The sequence below is a fragment of the Olsenella sp. Marseille-P4559 genome (assembly GCF_900605015.1).
In the GTDB taxonomy this organism is placed as follows: domain Bacteria; phylum Actinomycetota; class Coriobacteriia; order Coriobacteriales; family Atopobiaceae; genus Tractidigestivibacter.
In genome coordinates, this window is record NZ_LR027574.1 from 996,892 (window position 1) to 1,020,173 (window position 23,282).

Sequence of the window (23,282 nt, forward strand, 5' to 3'; positions counted from 1 at the left end):
GAATAATGCATAAACATAATCTAGTATGCAAAATTGCTTTTGTTTATTGGGTGCAGGATAGCACAGGCGCGCAGGGCTGCACCGCAAGGGGCAATCTGTTTTTCTCCCTGACACAATTGGAGATGACCGCCCGCCGCCCTAGCTCCGGCCGCGAAGCCCACGGCCAATCGACTTGAGCACCTCCCGGCGCGTGCTTCCCACAGGCGCGAGGGGGTCAACAATCTGACGGAGGGGGTTGTCCTCACCTACCGCGCGCTCGTGCCCTCCCATCCTTGTGCACTCGTTGTTGATGTAGTCCATCACCTGGGACTCCGCCTGGCGGACGTCGGCCCTGTGCAGCCCTGCAATGATGGCCTCATAGAACGGCGTCTCGCGGGCATAGTTCCAGAAGTGCTCGGAAAGGTCAATCCACCCATGGGTCCAAGGCTTTACGGCACCAGCAAAGTGGACGACCCTGGGATTGCTGCGCGACGCCAGGTAGGCATCGTAGGCAGCGGCGGGAGCGTTGGGGTAGAGCGCGGTTGTCCGGTGGAAGATGTCGTTTGTGACATTCCACGAGGCGTCGAGGTAGGTAGCTCTCCCCTCGCACTCGGTATTGAGGATGTCCTGGTCGTTATAGATGAAGTCAGAACGCTGAGAAACCTCCAGCCACTCCTGAACCGTATGCAGTTCTCGCATGGCACGCGTGTTGAGCACGAGCACACCAGCCTGGAAATAGTCGTACGGGCTCTTCATCTTGAGGACGCCGCGTGTGTAGCGCATGCGCTTGCCGTCTGGGAGATTAAGGTTGGCAAGGTAGTCGACATCGCGCGTTGCAGCAACCAGGTTGTCGCCCAGATCGGTATCGAAAAGCTGCGCAACGTCGCCCTCGACCACAAGGTCCGAGTCGAGATAGACCACCTTGTTGTAGGCCGAAAGGACATCCTGCACGAGGAAGCGATAGTAGGTCTCAACCGAGATGTGCTCATTGTTGGTATCGAGTTCAAAGCCTTCAACCATGCGCCATACGTCAAAGAAGGTGATGCGGACGTTCTCGTGGCGGCCAAGGAAGGCGCGCATGGCGGCTTGGTGGTCACCAGAGATGTCGCGCGTGAGCACCACAACGTCATAGAAGCGCTCGGGGCTGGCGTTTCTCAGCATCGACTCGATGGCAACCGTGAGCACCGGAACATAGGCGTCGTCGGAGGCGAAGACCACCGGCACCACCTTAGAAGCCTCAACGGATTCACGGTCGAGAAAGACCGGGGTGAACGTCTGTGCCGGCTCGGGATTTGTGAAGTGGACGCACTGGAGCTGCTTGGTCTTCCACGAAGCTCCCTCGCCTGCGCGCATGGCATGCAGGTACCACACGTTGAAGAGACGCTCTGCCAGGTGCCCGGGAGTACGAACCGCCTCGCGACTGTAGGTGGACATGTCCGTCTCGCGGACAAACTCGTCAAGGACGGGGAACAGGAACTCGCAGTAGGACGAGAAGAGCTCACGCCTCATGATGTACATGTTGCAGAAGCAGGACTTCTCGCCCCCAAGGAAGGCGTCGAAGTCCGGGGCATAATCGGGAAACAGACGGTGGACGATTGCCACGCAGCGGTTGAGGTCCTCGATGTGGAGTGACGGCGCAGCGGCATAGTGCTCTCGGGGCGTAGAGAAGTCACCGGGGAAGTCTGCCAGGCGCTTGAAGCCCGTGGTAACGAGGTCGTAACCCTCAATGCAGCGGCGGATGCTGGCGTCGTCCAGGCCGTAGAGCCTCACCGCATCGGCGTCGATGAAGTCATCCATGACCTCACCATAGGGGTTCTCCTCGTACGCGGTATCCGTGAAGTTGAAATAGCGTCGATAGTGGCAGAAGCCCACGTATGGGGAGGTGGTGTTCTTCCACGCCCAGTACTGGGTGGTGAGTTCGCAGTACATGGGATTCCTAGGCGAGATGTTATCCCCCTCGTCGTCGTGAAGAGCCCAGATAAAGCGGTTGGCCCTGTTGCCTGGCCCAACCTGGATGGGCTGAAGGATGTTGCTCTTTGGAACGTCAACGTCCTTGTGGGTGGTCACGAGTATGCGGATGTCCTGAGCGGAGAAGTCCGCTACATGCAGCTGAGAAAGGTGAATGTGCGCCTTCTCGCACATGGCGCGAGCACGGAGGAGGTCGGTCTGATTGGACGTGGCGACATCAATCTTTGAATCTACGCGCTCGGCAAGCGGGAGGAGCAGGTGCAGCTGGTCGTCCTCGGAGGGAAGCGCGCCCGCATCCACAAACGAGTACGCGCGGTCGCGCACGAGGCGCCAGAGCTCGCGGGCACAGGCGGCAGGCCCAAACGTGCGCGAAAGATGCAGGGCGGCACCGGGCTTCTCGTCATCTGGAACACGAACGAGCAGGTCATTCGAGAGAAGCTCGAGCATCTTGTGACGCATGCCCACAAAGGACGAAAAGAGCGCTGCCGTCTCGTGCCCATGGACGTAGTCGCCCGCCGCCTCAACGCAGGCGAGGAACTGGTCACAGAATGCTCCGAAGCGAGCGGAAGTGATAGGGCTCACTCCTGTAATCCCCTCGCCGTAGTGGTAGATGTAGCCCCGGTTCTCCTCGATGCCGACACTGCGTTCGGCAAGGTCGGAGATGACGAATACCTCGTAGCCGTCCTCCGCACGCTCCAGTCGCTCAGAGGTCATCGCTGCAAACGCACGCCTCAAAAGCTCGGTGCGATAGAGGCGCTGGGTCGCACGCCAGTCAACAAGCTGTCCGTGCTTCTCGTCAAAGATGTCGAGGAGCACATCATCACCCTCGGCCACACCGCTTGGCCTGTTGACAAAGCCTGCAAACCCCTGAGCGCCTTGGTCCGTCACACCGTTTTCGGCAATGACGGTAATGCCTACATGAAAGACGTCGGCCTTGGGGTCTTGCTCGGCGGCACGGGCAATCCCCTCGAGAAAATCGGGCGCAAAGGAGTCGTCGCCGTCAAGGAAGAACGAATACTCTCCCCTCACAGCCTCGACACCCGTCTTGCGCGCAAGGTGAAGTCCCTTGTTCTCCTCGTGGCGGATCACGCGGAAGCGCGAGTCGCTTGACGCAAAGCGCTCAGCGATGCTGCCAGACTGGTCCGGCGAGCAGTCATCCACCACGATTGCCTCCCAGTCCTTGAAGGACTGCCCCTCCACGCTGGCAAGGCAGCGCTCAAGGTAGGCATCCACATTGTAGGCCGGGATGATCACGGAGATTCTGGGCATGATGCCTCCCAAGGGCATATTGCTGGACGGTGTTCGCTAACGGCATAATGATACCAGCCCAGGGCATGCGCCCCGACTCCTTCACATCACGGGTGGCCGCGTCATGCCGCAGGACCCATCCCGCATTCCTAGTCAACGCTCTTCAGGCTCTCGACCATGTCAACGGTATCGAGGCGCCGACGCATGGCAAGCATCACCAGAAGTGCGAATGCCATCGTGAGCGCAAACGCCGCACCGTAGCTTGCCGCATGGATGGTGCGGCCAAACATCACATAGTCCACCTCGGCCGTCGTGACCACGAAGCTCTCGAGCCATGTGCCCAAGGCAAGCCCCACCGCATCGCCAAGGAGTGCGGTGATCACTATCTCGCGTAAGATGTAGGCGTGTATTTCTCGGCGAGTAAAGCCGAGCACCTTGAGGCTTGCGATCTCACGCATGCGCTCGGAGACGTTGATGTTCGTGAGGTTGTACAGCACGATGAAGGCAAGTGCGGCGGCAGACACCACGAGCACCACCACAACGGCATCAACGACCGAGAGCATGGAGCGGTACTGCTCGATGGTCGCTGTCGAGAAGGACACCGTCGAGACCGCGCCCCCGTCGTGGAGGGCCTCGGAGACCTGCAAGCGGCCCTCCTCGTCAAGTGAGGTCTGGGCGAGAAGCGTGGAGAAGGCCGGCGTGGCATCGTCCACCTGGGCCCAGGCGTTGCGCCCCACGTAGACACTATTGCCTACGTAGTTCTCGCAGACGCCGGTCACCGTGAGGGCATGCCCCTCCCCTGTCGAGTTGCCCACATCGTCAACGTCAAAGAGCACCACCTCGTCACCCACGCCGATCTTCAGGCGCACTGAGAGCTTCTCGGTGATAACCACGGCATTGTCGCCAAAGGCAACCTGCTGGTGCGTGACCCTGTCGCGCAGCGTTACGGCACCGTCAAACGACGAGGAGTCCTGTGGTACCACGGTACTCACGTGGAGCGTGTCCGACGTGTTCCGGGAGCCCGCACGCATGGTCACCTGCTGCACTCGTTCGATGCGCCACACCTCGCCGGTGGCCTCAAGCGCATCCTCAGCCGCCTTGACGTCACCTTCCGTCGAGCCGTCCTTGAGGCCCACCGCAGCGTCGTAGTGGACGATTGGCCCGTACTGGCAGTCGATGATGTCCCAGATGGCATCGTGCAGGCCAAACCCCACAAGAAGCAGCGCCGTGCAGCCGGCAACGCCCGCGACCGTCATGGCGAGGCGCCGCTTGTAGCGGAAGAGGTTCCTGCACGTGACCTTCCACGAGAACGAGAGCCGCCGCCAAACAGGGCCAATATGCTCCAGGAGGATGCGCTTGCCCGGTCTGGGCGCAAGCGGCAGCATGAGGCTTGCCGGCGTCTCTCGAAGGCTTGACGCAACGGCACCCCACGTGGCAACGAGCGTGACACCCACGCCCGCGCCGCCGGCAACGAGCGCGACCGCAGGCTCAATGGGCAGTGGGAAGGGCATGGCGGGGACCGCGTAGATTACGCTGTAGGAGGACATGATGATACGTGGCAGCGCCTGCGAGAGCACGGCTATGCCGAGAACCGCACCACTCACGCTTGCGATGGCCGCATACGTGAGGTAGCGAGAGGCGATGCGCGCCTTGGAGTAGCCAAGGGCCTTGAGCGTGCCGATGAGCACGCGGTCATCGTCCACCATGCGCGTCATGGTGGTGAGCGCCACGAGCGCTGCCACGAGGAAGAAGAAGACAGGGAACACGTTGGCGATGCCGTCCATGCGCCGCGTGTCTTGCATGTAGGTCTCCACGCCCTCGTCCTGCGTGCGGTCGAGGAGATACACGTCGGGCTTCTCGAGGGCGTCTACCTGCGCCTGTGCGTCGTCAATCTGTGCCTGGGCGTCTGCCAGCTCGGAGTTGGCCTGTGCCTCCTGCTCCTGGTACTGGGCAAGACCGTCCTCGTAGCTTTCCTTCGCATCCGCAAGCTGGGCCTCGGCATCTGCGAGTTGGGCCGCACTCTCGTCGAGTGTGGCCTGGGCAGATGCCAGCTCTGACTCGGCGCTCGCGCGGCTCTGCGAAAGCTCGTCCTTGGCGTCATCGAGCTGCGCCTGGCCGTCCGCAAGCTGCTGCTCCGCAGCCTGGAGCTGGGCAACGCCGTCCGCGGCGGCCTGCAGCTGCGCCAACGCGGTCTGTGCCTGGGCAAGCTGCTCGCGTGCTGCAGCAAGTTGCGCCGGGTCCACCGCATCCCCCGCTGCCTCGAGGGCGGCCACCTGCTGTGCAAGCGCATCGGCCGCGGCACTTGTCTGCTCGAGCTGCGAGGCCAGCGTAGAGGCAGCCTCGTCAAGCGACGTGGCACCCAGGCCCTCGAGCGTCGAGGCCACAGACTCGTCAATCTGAGCAGACTGCGCATCAAGGTCTTGCTGCTTTGAGTCAAGCCGCTCCTGGGCAGATGCCAGCTCTGACTCGGCGCTCGCGCGGCTCTGCGCAAGCTCTTCCCTGCCCGCCTGAAGCTGTGACTTGCCGGACGAGACGTCGTCCTCGGCCTCCGCGATCTGAGCCGCAGCATCATCGAGCTGCGCCCTTGCGTCAGCAAGCCCAGAGTCTGCATCAGCGCGCTTCTCGTCGAGCGTTGCCTGGGCATTGTCCACCTTGGCCTGCGCGTCCGCGCGGAGGTCATCAAGGCGCGCCTCGGCAAGCTCGTCCAGGCTTGCAGAGAGCGCGTCTTTCACCGGGGCAACGGCGTCGTCGTATTCCGTCGTGCCATCCGTCTTCTCTGCTGCGCCGTCAACGGTGATGTAGAGCTCCGTCCACGGGTAGTCGTCCGCGAACGCGGAAGGCAACGCGTAGGCCACCTGCCTCATGGAGCCATCGCCCAGACTCGTTGTGCCAAAGGTGCCTGTGTAGGGATAGCTGGGAGAACTGACGAGCCCCACGACCGTGAACGTGCGAACGCCGAGCGCGTCACCCACGTCACTCGTACCGTAGAGGACCTCGACGGTGCCGCCTATCCCTAGGCCGGGCGTCACGGCATCCCCGTCGAGCACACACTCGTCTGACGACTCCGGCCAGCGACCCGACAGCAGCCGCACGCGGTTTTCGTAGTCCTTATCCGCGGAGTCAAACTCCTCGGAGGAGGCCACCGTTGCCGCGCGCGCCGCATCCACGTCAAGCGATGACACGCGCACGGCCATCTGCTCGTCACCAAGGCGAGCCATCACGTCCGCTGTCGCGGAAGGCATGACGGCCGTGACGCCCCCCTGGGCACCCACGCGCTCAACATCATTCTCGCCAAAGCCCTTTGTGGAAACAAGTCGCAGGTCATAGAGGTTGCAGCCATCAAACCAACGGTCTGCCGCCGTGCGCATGTCTCGCCCGCTCATCTGAAGGCCGGCGAGAAAACCGCAGCCCAAAGCTACGATGCCGGTGATGGCCAGGAAGCGACCGAGCGACCCCTTGATGGAGCGCCAGACCCCCTTCGAGAAGGCGGAGCGAGCGGCCATTGCTACCACTCGACTTCTGTGGCGGCAAGCGGACGTGCGTTTTTCTCAACGCTCTCGGCGCGGCCCTCGCGCACGCGAATCACGCGGTCGGCAATCTGGGTGAACGCCGTGTTGTGAGTCACGATGGCCACGGTGCGGCCATGCTCGTTGCACGTCTTCTGGAGAAGGCCGAGGACCTGCTTGCCCGTCACGTAGTCAAGGGCGCCCGTCGGCTCGTCGCAGAGCAGGAGCTTGGGGTTCTTGGCAAGCGCACGTGCAATGGCCACGCGCTGCTGCTCGCCACCGGAGAGCTGTGCGGGGAAGTTGGCCTTGCGCGAGGAGAGCCCCACCTCGTCCAAGACCTCGGCTGCGGGCAGTGGGTCATCGCAAATCTGGCTTGCCAGCTCGACGTTCTCGATAGCGGTGAGGTTCTGGACCAGGTTGTAGAACTGGAACACAAAGCCTATGTCATGGCGACGGTAAAGCGTGAGCTCGCGCTCCGAGAGGCCCGAGACCTCGTGGCCAGCCAGCATGATGGTACCCGACGTGCACGAGTCCATGCCGCCAAGCATGTTGAGCACAGTGGTCTTGCCAGCGCCGGAGGGTCCCACGATAACGCAGAGCTCACCCTCCTCGATGTCGAAGGTCATGCCGTCTACCGCATGGACCTCGACCGAGCCCATGCGGTAGACCTTGCCGACGTCTCTGAACTCAACAAATGCCATGTCATGTGCCCAATCTTCCGGGCGAGCTCCCGTTTGCGCCTACCTCTCCATTATGCCCGGGCCCGCGGTGTATTGCAGGGGGAGCTGGGTGAGGCCACGGTAAAGGCCCATGGACGTGCCCCTCCTCCTGCTGGCGCTCTCGTTCGACGAGCATGGCACGGTACCCCTTAAGCGGGTCGAACGGCATAAAGATCTTTGCGCGCTCTGAGAGGGGCATGGGCTGGCGCGCCGTGGGCACGTCGCCTGCAGGTGTGGGCGGCGTGCGAGGGCCGTCACTCTCCACTGCGATGGCCTCCAATCTGGAGGTTGCGCTCGCGCGTGGTGGCCTCGGGGAGAAGGTCCACGCCCTTGAGCAGAGAGTTCTTGCCAAACTTGCGCTTCACGGCGCTGATGGCCTCCTGACGGCGGCGTTCACGGGCATCTGCCTCGGGCGTGGCGAAGAGGCTGCCCTGTACGCCCGATGCATCCTCCGGCAGCACGGCCACTGCGGTAAGGCCCAGGCGATGGACCTTGCGCGAGGCATCAACGTTGGCATCGAAGAGCCGTGTTGTTGCCGCAAGAACCTGCTCGCGGGAGTTCGTAGGCACGAGGAATCGCTCAATGCCGCCCGTAGAGGCCACGGCACGATACCATGCACGCGGGTCCGAGCGGTCGCTGATGCCCGCGCGCTCCTCGGGCGAGAGGTCGTATCCAGCAAAGAGGCTCACGCCACTGGCAACGAGCCTCTGCTCAACGAGGTCAAGGGCGAGGGCATCGGCCATCGCACGACAGATGATGCGCGCGCCATCGAAGCCCCTGCTGCACCCTAGGACCTGAGCCGTCGAGACGGAATGCGAGCCCGAGCGGTAGGCCTTGATGTCTGCCATGGTCACAGGCTCAACACCCCAGGCGTGATCGATGAGAATCTCTGCGTCCACGCCGAACTCCTGGTAGAGAGGCTCCTGTGGGTAGGTGGCAACCTGTCCCATCGTATGGATGCCCATGGCCGAGAGCCTCTCGGCAATGCCAGGCCCCACGCGCCAGAAGTCCGTGATGGGGCGGTGGTCCCAAAGCGTAGCCCGGTAGGTCTCCTCGTCGAGCTCTCCAAAGAAGCCCGGACTGTGCTTGGCCGTGATGTCGAGCGCGGTCTTTGCTAGGTAGAGGTTGGTGCCAAGGCCGCACGTGGCAGGGATGCCCGTGGTTCTCACCACATCCTCGCGGATACGCTCGCCAAGCTCACGGGCCGAGCAGCCATAAAGGTCGAGATACCCCGTAACGTCCATGAAGGCTTCGTCTATCGAGTAGACGTGGATGTCTTCTGGGGCAATCCACCGCAGGTAGACGGCATATATGTCGCACGAACGCTCCATGTAGAGCGCCATCCTGGGAGGAACCATCACGTAGTCGATGGTCTGGGGAATCTCAAAGACGCGACAGCGGTTGCGCACCCCAAGCGCCTTCATGGCCGGCGAGACCGCCAGGCAGATGGTCTTCTCCGTGCGCGTTGGGTCCGCCACCACGAGGCGTGCGGCGAGCGGGTCAAGCCCACGCTCCACGCACTCGACGCTGGCATAGAAGCTCTTGAGGTCTATGCAGAGGTACTGGCGCTGAGAGGTGCGCGCCACAGGGGCATCTGCCACGCTAGTCCTCAAGCACGATGCGAGGCCTTAGGTCCTCGACAGCGGCATCCCCTAGGAACCAGCGGACGATCTCCAGGCCAAACGCGATGGCCGTTCCCATGCCCTTGCTCGTGATCACGTTGCCGTCCACAACGGCGGGCTCCTCCGAGAGGATGGCGCCGTTCTCGACAAGCACGTGCTGGAAGCTGGGGTTCGAGGTGGCAGGACGGTTGGAGAGCATGCCCAGCTCCGCCAGGATGGACGGGGCGGCGCAGATGGCAGCCACGCCCTTGCCAGCCCGGTCAAAGGCCTTGACGGCAGCGATGAGAGGCTCGCAGGCCCTGAGGTTGAGCGTCCCCGGCATGCCACCGGGAAGCACGAGCATGTCGTAGTCGTCGAAGGAGAAGTCCCCATCTGCAATCGAGCGATCGCACGTGATGGTGACCTGGTGTGAGGAGGTCACGGTGTGCTCGGGAGTGATGGATACGGTGTCTGCGGGAATGCCGGCTCGATAGAGCAGGTCCACCACCGTAAGACCCTCGATCTCCTCGAGGCCGTTTGCAATGAACACTGCAACGCGCTTGTCGGTCGACTGCCTGAACATGGCATGCTCCTCCCGGGGGGGCGGCGCCCCGCCACGATGCGAACCTTATCTCAACGCGTGGACGAAACGGGGACGGCCTACCGTATGCGACCGTCCCTCCAAAACACTGTGGCTGCAGGCACATTGGGCCAAGCTCGCGGAGCTAGCTCTGTTCGTCAATGCCCTTGTTGATGGCATCGGCGATGACCTGGGGATCATCGGAGTTGCGGACGAGGCTCTTGAAGTCGTCCTTCATGAGGAGCACGGCAGTCTTGGAGAGCAGCTTGATGTGGGTGGTACCCGCCTCGCCGGCAGGGACCAGGAGCGAGATTGCGATGTCGATGGGCTTCTCGTCGAAGGAGGGCCAATCGAGGGCGTGGTCGTTCTTGAAGACGATAACGGCAGCCTGCTTGATGGAGGCGTCCTTGGCGTGCGGCACCGCAAAGCCGTCGGTCATGCCCGTCTCGCCCATGTCCTCACGGGCGATGAAAGCCTTGTAAACGGCGTCGGCATCATCGGCGACGCCAAGCTCGACTGCCTTCTGGGAGATGAAGCGCAGCACCTCGTCGCGACTCTTGGCGTGCTGGTTAACAAAAACGTCATTGGAAGTTACGAAATCGCTCACTGGTGCTCCTTTGTGACGTAGGAAGACATAGACTCTTGCGCGTGGGCACAATATCCCTTGCTCCATAATAGTAGCAGGGAGACGCGCCGCAATGAGGCAAGGGCACTCCCCTTGTCTCATTGCACATAGCGGCGAGACCCGGCTGGCGAGAAGCGTCGCTCGTGCGTACGCATACGTGCAAACTTCTACCACGACCCCTCTTGACAACTGGGCAAACTTGAAAGCACTGTCAAATCTCGTTGGTCGTGCGTACGCAGAAGGGAAACTCCTTGCCGGCGGAGGCCGCCGAGGCCCGCTTTTGGGCAGAAACCCACACGTGTGCGTACGCACGACGGACAGTCCCTGCCGCACTCGTAGCCTGCCACCACAATCAATCCGAGAGGCGCTGCCCCAGGGCCATTAGCGAGAAGACCCTTGCCGCGGCAAGGCGGTAGTTCCTCTCGGCATGAGCAAGCGCCTCTGCCACGTCACCGCAGTCGATGACCGTAGGCACAAGCACATCCACCCCAAGGTCAACGAGGCCAAGGGCACCGGAATCCATGCCGCCCACAACGGCAACGCAGGGCACGCCAGCCCGCTTGCAATGTGACGCCACGCCCGACACCACCTTGCCGTGGGCCGACTGCGCGTCTGCGTGCCCCTCTCCCGTGACGCAGAGATCTGCGCCGAGAAGTGCCTGGTCAAGCCCAACGACATCGAGAACCCAGTCAATCCCCCGAACCGACGTGGCGCCCAAGAAGAGGCGAACTGCCACACCAAGGCCGCCTGCGGCTCCGTCTCCCGGCTGGTCTGCGGCACGCCCAAAGGTGCGCTCGAGCACGCGGGCATACGACTCCATGCCCCGCTCAAGCCCCTCGACCTGCTGCGGCGTGGCCCCCTTCTGTGGGGCAAATACGCGGGTTGCGCCGCGAGGTCCAAGGAGGGGGTTGTCGACGTCGCACAAGAGGCGAAAGCTTGCGCGCGTGGCGAGAGGATCGAGCCCAGAGAGGTCAATGCGACCAACCCTCCCGAGGTCCGCACCCGTCCCTTCGAGTTCCCCTCCCGTCGAATCCAGGAATCGGACGCCCAGCGCACGCATGGCCCCCATGCCACCATCATTCGTTGCGCTTCCGCCAATGGCAAGCGTGACCTCGGTGGCACCGTTGTGAAGCGCATGGAAAACGAGCTGGCCCGTGCCATAGGTGCTGGTGAGAGCCGGATTGCGCTCTGCATGCATGAGCAGGGGCAGTCCAGAGGCGGCGGCCATCTCGATGACGGCGCGGTTCCCCGGCAACATGCCGTAGGACGCCTCGACCGGCCTGCCGAGAGGATCAGCCACACTGGCTTCGATACGTGTTCCGCCGAGGGAGGCAACCACGGCATCGACGGTCCCCTCGCCCCCGTCGGCAACGGCCAGCCGAGCACATTCGACGCGGGGAAACACGCGCATCGCCTCTTCTTCGAGAATGCTGGCCGCACGAGTCGAGCTGATGGTGCCCTTGAGCGTGTCGGACGCGAAGACGAACTTCATGTGCGCTCCCCTCTCTGCACGCAAATACAACAACGTGACCCCCTAGGAAGAAACCCGAGGTTACCTCTCATCCAGAGGCTCTCTCGTACATCTTCCCATTCTTGCCACAAGAAAGCGGGCCACCCGGGAATCCGGGCAGCCCACGCCTTTTAGCGTGCGTTCTTGAGGATGTTCACAATGTCGTCGACATGGAGTTGCATGAAGTTGCCGGCGTGATCGCCGCCACGTGCCTCCACGGCACCCTCGGCCATCTCCTTGATCTGCTCGTCCGTAGGATCAACCCCCAGCTCGTAGAGGCTCGTGGGCATCCCGATGGAATGGCACCACTGATCCCACGCCTCGATGCCCCGCAGGCCAGTTGACATGGGGTCATGGAAGTCATTCTGGACGCCCCATACATTGACAGCGAACTGCGCGAAGCGCTCGGGGTCGACGTGAATGACGTACTTAGCCCAACTGGACCAGATGGCCGTGAGGCCAGCTCCATGAGCAACGTCGAACATAGCACCGATTTCATGCTCGATGGCATGGCAGGCGAAGTCCCCCACCCTGCCGAGTCCAGTGAGCCCATCATGAGACTTGGCACCTGCCAAAAGCAGGTTTGCACGAGCGGTATAGCTCGTTGGATGGGCGAGCGCCTCGGGAACCATGGTCTTGACGGTGCGGAGAAGCCCCTCGGCAATCCCGTCAGTAAGCTCAACGTCACGCTCGGTCGTGAAGTAGCGCTCCATGGTGTGCATCATGATATCGGCACCTGGCGCGGCTGTCTGGAAGGGAGGCAGCGAGTAGGTGAGCTCGGGGTTCATGATGGCAAAGAGCGGGCGCGCGCATTCATGGTTGTAGGAGCGCTTGAGAATCTTGGGACCCATCGTATCGATGTCGATCACGGCCGAGTTGGAGGTCTCGGAGCCAGTACCCGCCAGGGTGGAGATTGCGCCAATCTTTGCGATCTTGTCAGTCGAGACCTTTCCGAGGAAGAGGTCCTCGAGATCGAAGTCATTGGCAAGGCCGTAGGCTATTGCCTTCGAGGAATCGATGGCAGAGCCACCGCCAATGGCCAGGACAAAGTCGACGCCCTCCTTCTTGCAGAGCCCGACACCCTTCTTGACAAGGGAGAGACGTGGGTTGGGGACAACGCCGTCGAGGTCAACGTACACAATGCCCTCAGCCTCGAGACCCTTGTGCACGCGATCGAGAAGCCCCGTGGTGCGCACGTAATCCCCACCCCAGTGGATAAGGGCCTTGTGGCCCCCAAACTCCTTGATGAGCCTGCCGGCCTCGTTTTCGGTCCCCTTGCCGAAGAGAATCTTCGTGGGGACGAGATACTCGAAGTTGACCATAGCGGTTCTCCTTTCGCTTCTCGCGATTTGTGGCTAGTCCTTCGTGAAGTACATCGAGATGCCCTGACCGCCGCCGATGCACATGGAGACCATCGCATCTCGCTTGTCGGTACGGGCGAGCTCGTAGGCGCACTTGATAACGAGAATGGCGCCGGTGGCTCCAATGGGGTGACCAAGGGAGATGCCACCACCGTAGATGTTGAGCTTCTCGGGATCGAGGCCGAGGTCACGGCTCACGGCAACCGACTGGGAGGCAAATGCCTCGTTGAGCTCGAACATGTCGATTGCCTGTACGTCGAGCCCAAGTTGGTTGCACAGCTGAACCGTGGAGAAGTAGGGGCTGTAGCCCATGAGCGTGGCATCGTAGCCCGCAACTGCCCATCCGCGGATGGCGAGCATGGGGGTGCACCCGAGCTCCTCCGCCTTGGAGCGCGTCATCATCACCACGGCAGCGGCGGCATCGTTCAGGCTCGAGGAGTTGCCCGCGGTCACGGTGCCCGTACCGTCCGTCACGAAGCAGGGCTTGAGCTTCGCGAGGCTCTCGGCGGTCGCGCCCTCGCGCGGACCCTCGTCGGTGTCGAAGACCGTCACGGCCCCATGGCGCCCCTTGATCTCGACGGGAACGATCTCGGGCTTGAACACGCCGGACGCGACTGCCGCGCAGGCACGCTGCTGCGAGCGGGCGGCAAAGGCGTCCTGCTCCTCGCGGCTCACGCCGAACTTCTTGGCGACGTTCTCGGCAGTGATGCCGTTGTGGTTGCCGTCGAGCGGCCAGACGAGGGCGTCGATGACCCCGTCCTCGAACTGCTTGTGGCCCATGCGGGCGCCCCAGCGCGCCGACGGAACGTAGTAAGGGAGCGTCGAGAGGGACTCGGCGCCGCCAGCGACGACGACGTCGCGAAAGCCCGTCTGGATCTCCTGCAGGCCGTCGGCGATTGCCTGGACGGACGACCCGCACTGACGGTTCACCGAGTATGCGGTGCACTCGTTGGGCATCCCTGCCTTGAGGGAGATCACACGGGCCAGAAAGCCGTTGGGTCCCCAGCCGCCAACGTTTCCGATGATGACCTCGCCCACCTCGCTCGGATTGACACCCGAGCGCTTGACCGCCTCCTTGACGGCAATGGCTCCCAGGTCAATCGTGGGGACACGGTCTTGAGGCTTCCGCCAAACTTGCCGATTGCGGTACGCGCGCCGGCAACGATTACGACGTCATCGGGGCTCTTCTCAAACTGCCTGTTGCTCATGAACTTTCCCTTCGTAGTGTCCGGATGGTCTTGGATTGATTGCGGCAGCTTCCGCTCCTCGCTACTCGTAGTCGTAGAAGCCGTGGCCGGTCTTGCGGCCAAGCTTGCCCGAGTCGAGCAGCTCCTTGAATATGGGGGCGGGCCGATACAGGTCATCATGGTCGTAGCCCTCGTAGAGGTTCATGAGCGAGGCGTACACCACGTCGATCCCCGAGAAGTCCATGAGCTCGCAGGGGCCCATCGGGTGGTTGCATGCAAGCTTCATCGCAGTGTCGACGTCCTTGGGAGAGACTCCCTCGGAGACGAGCCACGCGCCCATGTTCTCGTAGGGGTTGATGATGCGGTTGACGATGAAGCCGGGGGTGTTGGGGGCGTCGACGGTCGTCTTCCCAATCGCCTCCGCAAGCTCCTTTGCCTTCTCATGGGCCTCATCAGAGGTCTTCTCGCCGCGGACGAGCTCGACGAGCTTCATCACGGGGGCGGGATAGAAGAAGTGCATCCCCATGACCGACGCGTGACGCTTGGTCGCCGAGGCGATCTGGTCGATGTCGATGCCGGACGTGTTGGTGAGAAGCACCGCATCCGCGTCGGCGAGCTCGTCGACCTTCTCGAACGTCGACTGCTTGAAGTCTAGGCGCTCGGGGACGGCCTCGATCACGTACTTGGCACCTGCCAGCTCGCCGTAGTCGGTGGAGTACGTGAGGTTGCCCAGGATGGCGTCGCACTCCTCCTGCGTGATCTTGCCCTTCGTCACCTTCTTCTGCACGAGCTTGCCGACAAGCGCCTTTGCCTTGTCCAGTGGCTCCTGGGCGATGTCGATGTTCACGACCGGAAAGCCGGCGGTGGCGCACGCCTGGGCGATGCCTGCTCCCATGAGGCCCGAGCCGATGACCGCAACCTTGACCTTTTCCATGTTCTTGATCCTTTCCATGAGTATCTGCTGGGTGACGAAGCGTCCGGGAAATCTACTTTTTGCCGAAGCCTTCCAGGAGCCCGCAGGGGCCGTCCTGGGCAAAGAGGCTTGGGCTCATGGTCTTGAGGTCGTCTGCGACGATGGGCGTGAAGTCCATCATGTCGAGCACCTGCGTCTTGAGGTCGACGCCCGGCGCGATCTCGACGAGCTTGACCCCTACAGGCACCAGTTCGAACACGGCTCGCTCGGTCACCACGACGACGCGCTGACCGCTCTTGCGGGCCTGCGGGCCGCTGAAGGATATCTGGCGCACGTGGCTGACCATCTTCCTCACGGCGCCCTCCTTGAGGATGTGCAGCTCGTTGCCGTCGAAGCTGTACTCGGCGCCCTTGGCCGTGAACGTGCCTAGGTAGACGACGCACTTCGCGTTCTGGGTGATGTCGACGAAGCCACCAGCGCCCGTGCACCTCTCGCCCATCTTGGTGGAGTTGACGTTTCCCTCACCGTCGAGCTCGCCGAGCCCCATGTACGTGACGTCGACGCCGGCCCCGTCGTAGTAGTCGAACTGCTCGGGATGGCTCACCATCGCGTAGAGGTTCTGGCCGATTCCAAAGTCGATGCCGCCGAGCTGCACGCCGCCGTAGATGCCGCTCTCCACCGTGATCATGACCTTATCGGAGAGGCCCTCCTCCGCGCAGACACGTCCCACCATGTCATTGGGGATGCCCGTGCCGAGGTTGACGACACAACCGGGATAAAGCTCCTGGCAGCCACGACGTGCGATGAACTTGCGCACGTTGAACGGGGCCGGGTCGATGGCGGCCATGGGACGCCTGAGCTTACCGACGTATGAGGGGTCGAAGTAGATCGAGGAGGTCATGCGGTGGTCCTCCTCGGGGTTGGGGCAGACGACCACCTTGTCGATGAACACACCCGGCACCGTCACGTCCTTGGGGTTGAGCGTGCCGGTCTGCGCGACGTCTCGCACCTGGGCTATGACCTGTCCGCCGTAGCGTTTGGTGGCGAGGACCGCGTTGAAGACCTCGAGCTTCATCGCCTCATCCGTCGTGGTCATGTTCCCCATCTCGTCGCAGGTGGTGCCGCGGATGAGGAGGGTGTCGATGGGCACCTCGTTGTACATCATGTATTCCTCGCCGTGGTAGGTGACGATCTCCACGATGTCCGGCTCGCCTTGGGTGCGCTCGTTCATCTTGCCGCCCTCGATGCGCGGGTCGATGAAGGTGCCGAGGCCGACCTTGCTCATCTTCCCAGGCAGCCCGCAGGCCATAGCCCGGTAGAGCTGAGCGATTTGTCCCTGCGGAAGGCAGTACGCAATCACCTTGTTGTTGGCGATCATGTCCATCCACTTGGGCTGGAGACCCCAGTGGGAGCCGATGATGCGCGTCACCAGCCCCTCGTGAGCCAGGTGCTGTATGCCGCGCGCCCTGTCTGACTGGCCACACGAGTGAAGGAGCGTGAGTCCGCATGGGTGCCCCGTCTCGAGGAAGCGCCTCTCTATTGCCTTGAGGTTGGACTCCGAGGCAGAGACGAGCGTCATGCCGATGGTGCAGATGGCCGTTCCGTCAGCGATGGACGCAGCCGCCTCCTCCGGGGTCACGAAGTTTGCCTGAAGGTCCCTGCTAGCCATGAGTCAAGCCTCTCTCGGTGTCTTGTCTGAAAGGGATTGGCGAACGAGCTCGAGCGCGGCACGCCTGTCGGGCTTCTCGCCTCTCGTCTGGGGAATCTTTTCCGCAAAAGCGACGTGGACGGGAATCTTGAAGTGCGCGAGCCGCCCCTTGAGCGCGGCCTTGACGTCGTCCTCCGTGACATGCGAGCCCGCCTGTCTCACGCAGAGGGCGACGGGAACCTCGCCGTACAGGTCATCCGGCATCCCACAGGCGCAGGCCTCGCTGATGCCCGGGGTCTCGCAGAGCACCTCTTCGAGCGCGGAGCACCACACCTTCTCGCCGCCGCGGTTGATCATGTCCTTCTTGCGGTCGACGATCCAGACCATGCCCTCGTCGTTCGCATAGCCCATGTCGCCCGTGAGCAGCCACCCGCCAGGAAGCAGGTCGCCCGAGTCGTGGTGGAAGTAGCCTTCGGTCACGCAGGTGCCACGAAGGGCGAGCTCCCCCACCTCCCCCGTGGGAACCTCGTGGTGCTCCTCGTCGAGAAGGACGGCATCCACTCCGGGAACCGGCTTTCCCGTGGCACCCGCGTAGATGGAGGTGGCGGAGTCCCAGGGAAAGAGGAGCGCCGGGGAGCTCGTCTCGGTCATGCCATAGACCACCTGGAACGTGGCCGTTGGCATCCACTCGTGGAAGGCCCTCATCTTCGACACCGGCTCGTAGCTCGAGCCGGAAAGCATCGCGCGCACGCTTGGAAGCGAGGGGAACTCCTCCCGCAGTGGCAGGAGCTCGGCAAAGCTGGTGGGCGAGCCGTGCAGGTAGGTTATCCCCTCGTCCCGGACGCACTGGAGGACCCTTCTCGCATCGAACCTGCGATGGAGGTATACCGTCCCTCCAACGAAGACGAACTGCGCAAGGAGGGCCACCAGGCCCGTGACGTGGTAGATGGGGATGGGCACCAGGCAGGAGTCGTCCACCGTCGTCCCCATGAGACGCTGGTAGATCATGGTGGCAAAGACGAGGTTGTAGTTTCTCAGCACCACGCCCTTGGCAGCGGATGTGGTGCCGCTGGTGAACATCATTATGGCGGGGTCGCTGGCACTTCCGGAGGCACGTACCGCAGGGTAGGTGTAGCCGCAGACCCCGTCAAAGCCATAGCCGTCCTCGACCCCTCGAGACCAGACGCACATTTTGGGGTCAACGGGAAAGTCCGATGCCCAGTCCTCGAACTCCTCGCCAGCAATAACGGCGTCGGGCTTGGCGATGTCCAGAAGCGACGTCACCTCACGCTCGCGATACTTTGTCGGTATGGGCACGCACACAGCCCCAAGCTTTGAGATTGCATAGAGGGCAACCACGAACTCGAGGTCGGCGTGCATGATAAGGGCAACGAGGGAACCGTGCCCAAGCCCCTTCTCGGTAGCCAGGAAGGCTGCGAAGTCATCCGTCAGGGAGAGGAGACGCTCGTAGGTCGTTGGGCGGCCCCAGTCGTCGACAATGGCTGTCAGCTGGGGATATGAGGATGCCGTCTGCGCAAGCTGGTGGTAGAGGCTGGGCGCCATGTCGTCGAAGGCATACAGCTCCTTGCCCGACACGTATCGCGTCGACATCCCTCGCTGGAGCGATGGGCTCCAGCAGTTCTTTCCGGAAATCATCTTCTATCACCTCCGCGACGCATCTGCGCTCCAACGATCCAACCTGGGTTTCTGAGGGACATGGGCAGGGCTAGTCAGTCGCCTCCACCGTCTCCTCGCCAAACTGGTAGCGGCCCGAAGAGCCGAACAGCCGCATGTAGTGCCTGAGCCAATCGGAGGCCTTGCTCTCGACGGCACGGGAGAGAAGCATGTAGTCGGGCTTCTCCTGGCCAGCAAGCTCCTCGCGCAAGCCGCGAACGTACGCGGCGGAGTAGTCAGTCCAAAGGTTCACCTTGTTGATGCCGCCTTCGACGGCCTTCTTGAAGTTCTCGTCACCCGAGCCAGAGCCGCCATGCAGCACCAGCGGGTAGTCCCCCACCGCCTGCTTGATCTCGCGCAGGCGCTCGAAGTCGAGCTTGGGGACAAAGTCCTTGGGATAGTTGCCGTGCGCGGTACCAATGGCAACCGCCAGGGCATCGCACCCGGTCCTCTCGATGAACTCGACAGCCATGTCCACCTTGGTGTACATGTCCGCGCTGCGGCCGTCGCCAGCCGCAGCCTGGCCGACGTGGCCGAGCTCCGCCTCGACGCTCACGCCGTGGGCGTGCGCGAGGGAGACGATCTGGGACACGCGGCGAACGTTCTCCTCGAACGGCAGGCTCGAGGAATCCACCATGACCGACGTGTAGCCGGCCTTGATGCAGCGGCAGATGTCCTCGAACTCTGTGCCGTGGTCAAGCTGTAGGGCGACAGGCACGTCGAGGGGCTCTGCGGCGGCACGGACCATCGCCGCCGCGACCTCGGGAGCGATGTGCATGTGCATCTGCCTTGGCGAGATGTCGATGAGGACGGCAGAGCGCTCCTCCTGCGCCGCCATGAGGGCGGCCCTCATGGTGTTGAAGTCCGGGCAGTTGGGAGCGGGAACCGCGTAGTTGTTGGTGCTCGCGTGCTTGAGCATTTCGGAAACTGAGACGTACATGGAACTTTCCTTCCAGTGTTTGGATCAGCCTGTCTCTCCGGCTGCTCGCCAGCGAATGTGGGATGCCCCGAAAGAATGGAGGCGCCCGCAGGCGCCTCCATCAAACCGCTCTTGGTTAGCCCAACAGCTTGTCGAGGACGCCGTTCTGCCCCATCTCCTGCTCTTCGGCAACGGGCCTGCGAAGGAGGAAGTACAGGACACCTGTTACCAGCGCGCCAATGAACCAGAACAGGATGAACTGGAGGGGGTTGCTCATAAGGGCAATGACGAATACGCCGCCGTGAGGAGAGGGGGACCCCAGACCGGTCATGCCGCAGAGGCCACCAGAGATTGCGCCACCAATCATGCAAGGGACGAGACAACGCCAGGTATCCTGCACGAGGAACGGGATGACATATTCCTGAATGTAGCAGCAAGCAAGGACAAGGCCGGAGATGGTGGTATCACGCTCCTTCTGGGTGAACTTCTTCCTACCAGTGAAGCGGTCGATAATCTGGGCAATGCAGACGCCGAGCGGGTTTTGCATGCCACCGCACATCTTGCATGCGGTCGGTCCATAGATGCCGTCGGCGTTAAGGCCGTTCGTCACAAGAGCAACTGCCTTGGAGATAGGTCCGCCCTGGTCAATGGACATACCCACACCGATGGCAGCACCAAAGACAAAGCCGCCAACACCCTGCAGGTTGGTGAGAGCAGATGTGATGATGCCCATAAGCCAGCTGATGGGGACTCCTACCACATACCACATGAGCAAAGATGTCACCACAGTTGCAACCACAGGGATAACGAGGATTGGGAAAATAGACTGCAGCGAATCAGGTGCGTTCTTGGATAGTCCCTTGAGCCAGATGACAATATACCCGGCAATAATGCCACCGAGAACAGCCCCGAGAAAGCCCGCCTTAATGGTGTTGGAAATGACACCCACGGCGAAGCCAGGCGCCAGGCCAGGTTTGTCCGCCATTGCATAGGCAATGTAGGCACCGATAATTGGTACGCAGACATTGAAGATGGCGCTACCAATGGCATAAACAACCATTGCCGGAGTGTACTCGGTGTAGGCGAGGTTTGCCATCTCGTTGCCGACGTTGTAGCCACCCATCGCCTTTGCAATGCCCCAAAGGACGCCTCCTCCGACGATGAATGGAATCATGTAGGATATGCCTGTCAGCACCGCGTCCCACACGAACGCGTCCTGGGACTGCTTCTTGGCACCTTTGCGCTGAATCTCGGCCATCTAGCCAATCGCCTCCAATAGCTCCGCCACGACTTCCGCGGCCTTGTCCTTTGTCATGACTTCCTTGGTCTTGCAGCTGAGCGTGGGAACAGGATCAAAGCGCTCCTTGCCCTTGATCTTGATATCTGCGGCAATGATTGCGCCATCCGCGCGGGCAATGTCCCCGTCAGTGATGACGTCCTCGGCGCCGGTTGCCCCCTGCGTCTCAATCTTTGCCTCGCAGCCTGCTTCCTCGAGAGCTGCGCGCAGGGCGTCTGCCGCCATAAAGGTATGAGCGATACCAATCTGACAAGCCGTGATCCCACGATGTACATCTTCTTTGACATCTGTCTTTCCTCCTCTCCCAAATTCCTTGTACCGGCCGTCCCCTATCTGCTTGTGGTGGCTACACGCTGAGGGACGGTGTCGTATGGCTGAATCATATTTTCTTCATAGTAGTTTGCCTGTCATATTGCTGATTTGACCTCTATTCCATTATTTAAACATTTTTTGTTCTTATATTTGTTCGTATTAGTAGGGTTTTTATAAAATAACTAGATTTATAATACATATTTTTTACATATTTAATTGCTTGCAGTCACCAAAGGAGCTGGACATGTTTAGAATGCGGACCGTGGCATGCAGATTCGTCAGAAGGAGGCAACGTTGAGGGTCGAGGCGCGAGTTACGGACGAGAGCTTCACAGTGAACAATGGCGTCGTCATTCATCTGCTGCTTATATTCATGGGCGTCTGCATCTTGGTTGCGGCAATACTTGCTGCCACTCAGAGCCTTCCCTATGCCCCCAACCCAGCCCTCATGAAGTACACCACGGGTTACCTTGGCGTTCCCTTCGCGATACTCTTTGTCGCCTACAACGTGCATCGAATCGTCAACCGACGCAATGCCATCCTCATCGACGAGAAAGGCGTGACCGACCACACGACATCATTCTCAGCAGGGTTTATCGCTTGGGAAGATATCCAGGAGGTATATCTTCTTCGTCTCCACAACGATGACTACATGTGCGTTGTCCCCACCGATATCGACGGGTGGTATGCGGCGCTTAACAAGCGCCAGCAGCGTCTAGCAAAAGCGAACATGGATGCCGACTTTGCCCCCATCCGAATCCAATTCAAAAAAGTGACTGAGAAGGTCAAATCAAAGGAGGGTGTGGCCTTCTGCAAGAAGATTCGGCCGAAGAAGGTAACCCATGTCAGAAAGCCTCGGTACTGATGGAGGAAGCACTGCTCGGGGTACCGTCATTTGCTCCTGCTACCTGCCTTGGCGTCTTGCGTTGGCGGTTTCCTGAAGAAGGGCGCGGGGGGAAGCGCACATCCTGTGGAAACCCTCCTTCTCCCCCATCGCCTTTGATGCAATTGCCGTGTTACTATCTTTTCAGTCTCCCCGCTCCTGCCTTTTAGGCGATGAGACCCGCACTGTTCTCACAATTCTTGCGTGGGCACCTATCCCCTCCACCAAGCCAGTGCATACGCTTTGGTGTGGCGGAAACGAAGGGACAGCAGACATGGCAAACGCCGTCAGCGTGCTCATAGGGATTGTGGCCACCACGACTATCATCACGTCAACAAGGAGTTCTCGGTTGAATATTCTTTGCTTTGGCGAGCCCCTCATAAGACTGGCGACCATGGGCTACGAACGCCTCGAGGATGCCCATGCACTCGAAGTCACCTATGGCGGCAGCGAGGCAGTTGTGGCCGCCTCGTTGGCCTCCCAAGGGGAAAGCGTTGCTTTTGCTTCGAAGGTATCTGCAAATCGTCTAGGGACAAACTCCCTCATGATGCTTGCTCGCTGTGGAGTAGACACATCACGCGTCATTAGGTCGAGCGAACGAATGGGCCTCTACTATTCCGAGCGTGGGCGCTCAATTAGGCCTTCCATTGTCACGTATGACCGCAGCGGCACTGCCATGGCCATGGCTTCGCGCACCGATTTCAACTGGGATCGCATGCTCAACGGCGTCGACTTGCTATTCTTCTCCGGTGTGACACCTGCCATTTCAGAGGAGATGTTCGCTGCGTGCAAAGAAGGCTTGTACGCCTGCCGAGGTCGCGGAATCCATGTAGTGTGCGACCTAAATTACCGCAGCACAATGCTGGAGCCAAGCGTCGCTATGGAACGTATGCACCAGCTTCTCCCAAACATTGACGAACTCATTGCGTCTGAAGATGACATACTCTCAATAACGAGCGCCAACATTCCGAAGAACGAGACCTTTGACTACTGCCTCTCGGTGTTCAAGGGTCTTCTCCTTGATTATCCGCTCCATGAAGCTTGTTTTGTCGTAAGGCAGAGCGACCGCTATGACTTTGGCAGCTTCCGAGGCGCACTTCTCACCCGTGATGGAGAGTATCTCTCAAAGACACAGAGGGCTGCGGTAACAGACCTCTCCAGCAGCGGGACCATTTTTGCTGCAAGCATGGTTCACGCACAGAGCTGCAAATGGGACCCGCAGTTCTGCATCGATTATGCGGCCATGGCCAGCGCCTACAAGGCCACTGTGGCAGGAGACCTCTGCTTCGCAACCGAAACCGAGCTCGCAAGCCTCCTGGCAGATACCGCTCAGCCATCAATTCGCCAGTAGGC

General features: G+C 61.3%; 17 protein-coding genes. 2 read left to right on the forward strand and 15 right to left on the reverse strand.

The window, feature by feature from the left end; genetic code table 11:
* Positions 1 to 138: 138 nt before the first annotated feature.
* The 15 genes from E0E00_RS10710 to E0E00_RS10785 all read right to left on the reverse strand — a co-directional run bounded on the left by E0E00_RS10710 (position 139) and on the right by E0E00_RS10785 (position 20,996).
* Positions 139 to 3,216 carry a DUF4422 domain-containing protein gene (locus E0E00_RS10710; RefSeq protein ID WP_130812485.1) on the reverse strand — a complete coding sequence of 1,026 codons (3,078 nt, stop codon included), beginning with the start codon at positions 3,214 to 3,216 and terminating at the stop codon, positions 139 to 141.
* Between the two features lie 128 nt (positions 3,217 to 3,344).
* Complete coding sequence (locus E0E00_RS10715; protein WP_130812486.1) at positions 3,345 to 6,698, reverse strand: FtsX-like permease family protein; 3,354 nt, start codon at positions 6,696 to 6,698, stop codon at positions 3,345 to 3,347.
* Between the two features lie 2 nt (positions 6,699 to 6,700).
* A complete protein-coding gene (locus tag E0E00_RS10720) occupies positions 6,701 to 7,402 on the reverse strand; it encodes an ABC transporter ATP-binding protein (RefSeq protein WP_130812487.1) in 702 nt (233 codons plus the stop codon).
* A gap of 272 nt (positions 7,403 to 7,674) precedes the next feature.
* Complete coding sequence (locus tag E0E00_RS10730; protein WP_130812489.1) at positions 7,675 to 9,021, reverse strand: DNA repair protein; 1,347 nt, start codon at positions 9,019 to 9,021, stop codon at positions 7,675 to 7,677.
* Position 9,022: 1 nt separating this feature from the next.
* A complete protein-coding gene (locus E0E00_RS10735) occupies positions 9,023 to 9,604 on the reverse strand; it encodes a DJ-1 family glyoxalase III (protein ID WP_130812490.1) in 582 nt (193 codons plus the stop codon).
* A gap of 142 nt (positions 9,605 to 9,746) precedes the next feature.
* The gene (locus E0E00_RS10740; RefSeq protein WP_130812491.1) at positions 9,747 to 10,208 is read right to left on the reverse strand and encodes a fructose PTS transporter subunit IIA; all 462 of its coding nucleotides are present in this window, start codon (positions 10,206 to 10,208) and stop codon (positions 9,747 to 9,749) included.
* 370 nt (positions 10,209 to 10,578) lie between these two features.
* Positions 10,579 to 11,718 carry a glycerate kinase gene (locus E0E00_RS10745; RefSeq protein ID WP_130812492.1) on the reverse strand — a complete coding sequence of 380 codons (1,140 nt, stop codon included), beginning with the start codon at positions 11,716 to 11,718 and terminating at the stop codon, positions 10,579 to 10,581.
* A gap of 149 nt (positions 11,719 to 11,867) precedes the next feature.
* Positions 11,868 to 13,058, reverse strand: coding sequence for an iron-containing alcohol dehydrogenase (locus E0E00_RS10750; RefSeq protein WP_130812493.1), 1,191 nt, complete (start codon positions 13,056 to 13,058; stop codon positions 11,868 to 11,870).
* Positions 13,059 to 13,091: 33 nt separating this feature from the next.
* Positions 13,092 to 14,198: a thiolase family protein gene (locus tag E0E00_RS10755; RefSeq protein WP_207302747.1), complete on the reverse strand. Its 1,107-nt coding sequence runs from the start codon at positions 14,196 to 14,198 to the stop codon at positions 13,092 to 13,094.
* A 168-nt stretch (positions 14,199 to 14,366) separates the two neighbouring features.
* Complete coding sequence (locus E0E00_RS10760) at positions 14,367 to 15,236, reverse strand: 3-hydroxyacyl-CoA dehydrogenase family protein (RefSeq protein WP_242622241.1); 870 nt, start codon at positions 15,234 to 15,236, stop codon at positions 14,367 to 14,369.
* 34 nt (positions 15,237 to 15,270) lie between these two features.
* The gene (locus E0E00_RS10765; RefSeq protein WP_130812494.1) at positions 15,271 to 16,866 is read right to left on the reverse strand and encodes an acyl CoA:acetate/3-ketoacid CoA transferase; all 1,596 of its coding nucleotides are present in this window, start codon (positions 16,864 to 16,866) and stop codon (positions 15,271 to 15,273) included.
* Between the two features lie 3 nt (positions 16,867 to 16,869).
* Positions 16,870 to 18,501 carry a class I adenylate-forming enzyme family protein gene (locus E0E00_RS10770; RefSeq protein WP_130812495.1) on the reverse strand — a complete coding sequence of 544 codons (1,632 nt, stop codon included), beginning with the start codon at positions 18,499 to 18,501 and terminating at the stop codon, positions 16,870 to 16,872.
* A gap of 70 nt (positions 18,502 to 18,571) precedes the next feature.
* On the reverse strand, positions 18,572 to 19,459 hold the full coding sequence (locus E0E00_RS10775; protein ID WP_130812496.1) for a class II fructose-bisphosphate aldolase: 888 nt from the start codon (positions 19,457 to 19,459) through the stop codon (positions 18,572 to 18,574).
* A gap of 115 nt (positions 19,460 to 19,574) precedes the next feature.
* Positions 19,575 to 20,696, reverse strand: a complete 1,122-nt coding sequence (locus E0E00_RS10780) for a PTS fructose transporter subunit IIC (RefSeq protein WP_130812497.1) — start codon at positions 20,694 to 20,696, stop codon at positions 19,575 to 19,577.
* A complete protein-coding gene (locus tag E0E00_RS10785) occupies positions 20,697 to 20,996 on the reverse strand; it encodes a PTS fructose transporter subunit IIB (RefSeq protein WP_256386429.1) in 300 nt (99 codons plus the stop codon).
* A gap of 345 nt (positions 20,997 to 21,341) precedes the next feature.
* On the opposite strand from E0E00_RS10785, the gene E0E00_RS10790 reads away from it, so the two are divergent.
* Positions 21,342 to 21,911: an STM3941 family protein gene (locus E0E00_RS10790; protein WP_130812499.1), complete on the forward strand. Its 570-nt coding sequence runs from the start codon at positions 21,342 to 21,344 to the stop codon at positions 21,909 to 21,911.
* 292 nt (positions 21,912 to 22,203) lie between these two features.
* Positions 22,204 to 23,280 (forward strand): sugar kinase, encoded by a 1,077-nt coding sequence (locus E0E00_RS10795; protein WP_130812500.1) that lies wholly within the window; start codon positions 22,204 to 22,206, stop codon positions 23,278 to 23,280.
* The last annotated feature ends 2 nt before the right edge of the window (positions 23,281 to 23,282 follow it).